At 50.4% G+C, this 4,464-nt stretch carries 4 protein-coding genes; all 4 read right to left on the bottom strand.

All coding sequences use genetic code 11. The annotated features are described in order from the left end of the window. Positions 1–145: 145 nt before the first annotated feature. The 4 genes from JRF57_16115 to JRF57_16100 all read right to left on the bottom strand — a co-directional run bounded on the left by JRF57_16115 (position 146) and on the right by JRF57_16100 (position 4,173). Complete coding sequence (locus JRF57_16115) at positions 146–1,348, bottom strand: acetyl-CoA C-acetyltransferase (GenBank protein MBW2305222.1); 1,203 nt, start codon at positions 1,346–1,348, stop codon at positions 146–148. Positions 1,349–1,551: 203 nt separating this feature from the next. Continuing rightward, positions 1,552–2,826 carry an ArgE/DapE family deacylase gene (locus tag JRF57_16110; GenBank protein ID MBW2305221.1) on the bottom strand — a complete coding sequence of 425 codons (1,275 nt, stop codon included), beginning with the start codon at positions 2,824–2,826 and terminating at the stop codon, positions 1,552–1,554. Between the two features lie 14 nt (positions 2,827–2,840). Continuing rightward, the gene (locus JRF57_16105) at positions 2,841–3,491 is read right to left on the bottom strand and encodes a 3-oxoacid CoA-transferase subunit B (protein ID MBW2305220.1); all 651 of its coding nucleotides are present in this window, start codon (positions 3,489–3,491) and stop codon (positions 2,841–2,843) included. Continuing rightward, entirely contained in the window at positions 3,481–4,173 is a 693-nt protein-coding gene (locus JRF57_16100) for a CoA transferase subunit A (GenBank protein MBW2305219.1), read from the bottom strand. The genes JRF57_16105 and JRF57_16100 overlap by 11 nt, the downstream gene beginning before the upstream one ends. Positions 4,174–4,464 lie beyond the last annotated feature (291 nt).

Here is a 4,464-nt window from a genome sequence, read left to right as displayed (position 1 = left end):
AGCAGCAGGGACATGAGCCCCCAGACGGTGACTTCAAGATTGACGGTAACGATCTTTAGTCGGCTTGCAGCCGATTCCAAAGCTACCGGCTTCAGCCGGTACGTAGTTTACTTTTTAAAATTTGCCGGTGTTTAAAATCCACGGGCTAAAAGGGCCTTTCAATAATAGTTGCAATACCTTGTCCTCCTCCGGCGCAAGCGGCTGCGCACCCATAACGAGCTTTTTCTTTCTCGAGTATCCGGGAAAGGGTCCCGATCAGCCTGATCCCGGTTGCGCCCATCGGGTGTCCGATGGCGATCCCGCCTCCCTTAATATTGACCTTTTCCGGGTCAATCCCCAGTTCCCGGATACAGTTCAGCACCACAACGCTGAAGGCCTCATTGATCTCCCAAAAATCTATATCCTGGACTTGAAGATTTCCCTTTTTCAGGGCCATCTGAATGGCTGGAACGGGGCCTACCCCCATTATGGTAGGGTCCACTCCAGCAAACCCGATGGACCGAATGGTTGCCAAGGGTCTTATCCCTTTTCGCTCTGCGGCAATACGGGACATGAGTAACATGGAGCTGGCACCGGCATTGAGAGGAGAAGAGTTCCCGGCCGTGATGACCCCGTCCGCGAGAAATACGGGCTTCAGCTTTGACATGTCTTCCATTGAGATGTTCTCGCGGACCGATTGATCACGATCCACTGTCATAATGGTTCCATCAGCCTGCTCTGCCTCAAGAGGCAGTATCTCGCCATCAAAAAAACCTTCTCCCCTTGCCTTAACCGTCCGCTGATGGGAACGCAGTCCCCAGCTGTCCATATCCTCCCGCGAAAATGATGTTTCACGAGCGAGCTTTTCAGCCGTGAGCCCCATAGTCATAGTGATTTCCATATCCCAGTGCTTGTAACAGTTATCCGTATACAGCCGTGGATTGCGTGAGATGACATTCTTCTCAAAGAGACTGGGCCCCATGGGAACACGTGTCATATGCTCCATTCCGCCTGCAAGCACAATATCAGCAAACCCTGTGGCAATCTCCATGAATCCTATATGAACAGCAGCCATGCTGGATCCACATTGTTGATCAATGAATTTCGCAGGTACCTTTTCTGAGAGATTTGCCAGGAATAGGGGGGTTCTCCCCCCGTAAGTCCACTGCTCACTTACGCCCATTGCAGAGCCAACGAGAAAGTCGTCGATTTCCTCTGAAGTGATCCCGACCCTCTCAAGGAGTTCCGGTATGAGCCTCCCAAGCAAATCATCGGCCCTCAACTTATGAAACCAGTCTCTGGCCGGATCACTTGGCTTGGATTTCGACTGGGCTGTTCTCAAATATCCCGCGATTACAACTTCATTCATGGCTTTTCCCCCTAAATTGGATACAGCACCCGAGATACCGTCTTAAAGTCCCATTCTGGGAATGGGAGAACCTTAGGCCTTCAGGGGAAGACTTTAGTGTGATTGTTGTAAGAGTTGATAAGCCTGTTTCTACGCATTTCACTTGACCCCTTGACCCCTCGGCTCCTTGGCTCCTAGAGCTATCGGCTTCAACCGATAGTAGTTTAATCAACAAGGCCGCACCACCGCGATATGAACAGCACATATGTTTTGGCTACATGTATCACGCTCTCAATATTTACACGTTCGTTCGCCCCATGTATTTTTTCAGCTATCGGTCCGTAGCAGGTAGCCTGGCCACGCCCGAACAGATTAAAAACCCTGAGATCCGTGGTGCATGTGGAGATATATTCCATCGCATCCAGACCTGTAAGGGCCCTGTGACATGCATTCAGGGTGGTGAAAGCAGGGAGGTCAATGCCGAGGCTATGTCCCTCGGATCTGAATCCATAGAAATCGATCACAGGAGGGTTCTCTGAAAGCCAGGGATCTTCTTTTGCGGCCGTTTCAATGGTTTCGACGATCCGCTTGGAAATCTCCTCATAGGAAACACCCGGGAAAAAAGAGAGCCGGCCGTGAAATTCGGCACTGGCCGGTACGGTGGAAGGCCAGTCGCCTCCTTTAATGATACCGATATTCAGATTTAAAGGATGCTTCAGATCCCTGTACTTGGGTGGAACATCAGAACTGTTGAGTTCTGCTTCCAGTTGCCTTAATGCCGAAATAATGCGATAGCTTTTTTCAATGGCATTGATGCCGGATGGTGCTGACTGCACGTGACACGGGGCACCCCGAACAGAGACCTTGAACCAGAGTACCCCTACCTGGGTGGTGAGAATAGTAGGGCCAAACGGTTCCGGTATCAACACGGCCTCGGCGTCATATCCGGCCTCCAGGCAGGCCAGGGCCCCATTGCCGCTGCATTCCTCTTCTATCACTGCTTCAATAGTTACAGGTGCTCTTAGTCCGAAACCTGCTTTTTCCACGGCGTGCACAGCATATGTCATAGCTGCAACACCTGATTTCATATCCCCTGATCCGCGACCATATAGCCAGCCGTTTTGAACTACAGGGGTAAAGGGATCTTGTTCCCAAAAATCCAAAGGTTCAGGACTGACCACATCAAGGTGACCATTGAAAAGAAGGCTTCGCCCGCCTGTTCCATTCGCTTCCCGGGTTGCTACCACATTTTTCCGGTTCTCATATCCCCAGGGCACCGGAGCAAATCCCGGATGTTTCGAAAGCGCCGCCGGTTCTATAGGGACGCTGATCGGATTAAATGAAAGCTTTTTTAATTCCTCTTCTGCCACCTTGACGGCGGATGCTTCATTCCCGAGAGTGCTGGGTTCCTGTACCAGCCTACAGGCGTAATCAAGAATGTCATCGCCCAGGCGATCAACCGTTTCAATGAGCTTTTTTTCTTGTTTGTTTATTGACATGACCTTTATCCCACCTAGAATCTGGGAAGCTCACGGTGCGGGATGATCAGCGGAGCTTCAGTCTTTTGAATCACTTCATCCAAATCCGTACCCTCCGCAATTTCCCGCAGCACCAATCCATCCGACGTCACGTCGATCACAGCCAATTCAGTGATGATGGTATTCACACAATTCTTCGCAGTGAGAGGCAGGGTACATTTCCTGAGTATTTTCGGACGTCCGTTTCGGTTTGTATGAGTTGAGGTGATAATGAGACGTTTGGATTTTTGAGCCAACTCCATGCCGCCTCCTATCCCGGGAGAAAACTTCCCGGGAATAATCCAGTTAGCCAAATCCCCTCTCTCGGAAACCTCCAAGGCGCCCAAAAAGGTCAAATCCAAACGTCCCCCCCGGACAAGAGCGAATGAAAGTGCGCTATCGAAAAATGAGGCACCTCCAATCAGTGAAACGTAATTTCCCCCGGCGTCGATGAGATTGCGGTCCTCTTTTCCGGGTTCGGACCTGGGACCCATGCCGAGGATGCCGTTCTCGGAGTGGATGAGAACGGGTTTATCATCTGAGATGTAATTGGGAATAAGGGTAGGAATGCCGATTCCCAGGTTTATAACCTGTCCCGCCACTATTTCCCTGGCCGCACGCCTTGCGATTTTTTCTTTATAGGGCATGGTGTTTCAGAACCCCGTACTCCGAAGTTATCTTTTCAATGACCACCACATGATCCACGAAGGCGCCGGGCGTGTGAACATGTTCGGGATCCAGGTCACCTATATCCACGATCTTTTCAACTTCTGCGATCACTGTGTCTCCAGCGGTAGCCATTAGAGGATTGAAATTCCGCGCACTCTTCCGATAAACCAGGTTTCCCAAAGGATCTGCCATATAAGCATGGATCAACGCCACATCCGCCCTCAGGGCCGGTTCAAAAATAGCTCTCTGCCCATTGATCTCAATACATCGCTTTTTTTCCTTCAGAATCGTGTCCATACCGATATCCGTCAGGATACCTATCAGACCGGCCCCGCCGGCCCTGATTTTTTCGGCCAGGATTCCCTGAGGGTAAAACTCCACCTCGATTTCATTGCGGTTCATCATACCGATCACCGTAGCGTTCAGACCCAGGTGTGAGCAGATCAGCTTTCGAGCTCTCCCCGCTTCAATGAGCTTGGAGATTCCCATTCCATCTTCATTGGCCTCATTTTTAATCAGGGTCAACCCGGAGGTTCCTCGTTCCAGCAATCCATTAATGAGGGTAAACGGTGTTCCCGGGACTCCAAATCCACCAACCATAACGCAATCGCCATCGCGCAGATTTTCGAGCGCTTTTTCAATAGGGATGCATTTGTCAATCACTCTTCTTTCTCCGGGAGATATCGTTCATGTATGCTTTCATCTGAAGTGTTACCTAGTGCCCATCCATAAATGGCTCTTTTGCCCAATCTTCCGCCTTCGCTATGGCTACGGCGTGACAAGCTGCGTCAGGCTCAGATTTTAAACCTCGAAATACTTCAATGTATGGTGCCTCTGCCGCTTGGCACCCCAAGCAGGGCGGTTAAAATCTTCGCCTTCCTTGACCTTGAACAAAATTGCCTGTTTATGGATGGGCACTACCTAAACTGAGCGTTTCAAAATTTTGATGAG

Source organism: Deltaproteobacteria bacterium, from assembly GCA_019310525.1.
Classification (GTDB): domain Bacteria; phylum Desulfobacterota; class DSM-4660; order Desulfatiglandales; family HGW-15; genus JAFDEE01.
Note: the sequence above shows the minus strand (reverse complement) of the source record. Positions and strands in the feature narration are given on the sequence as shown.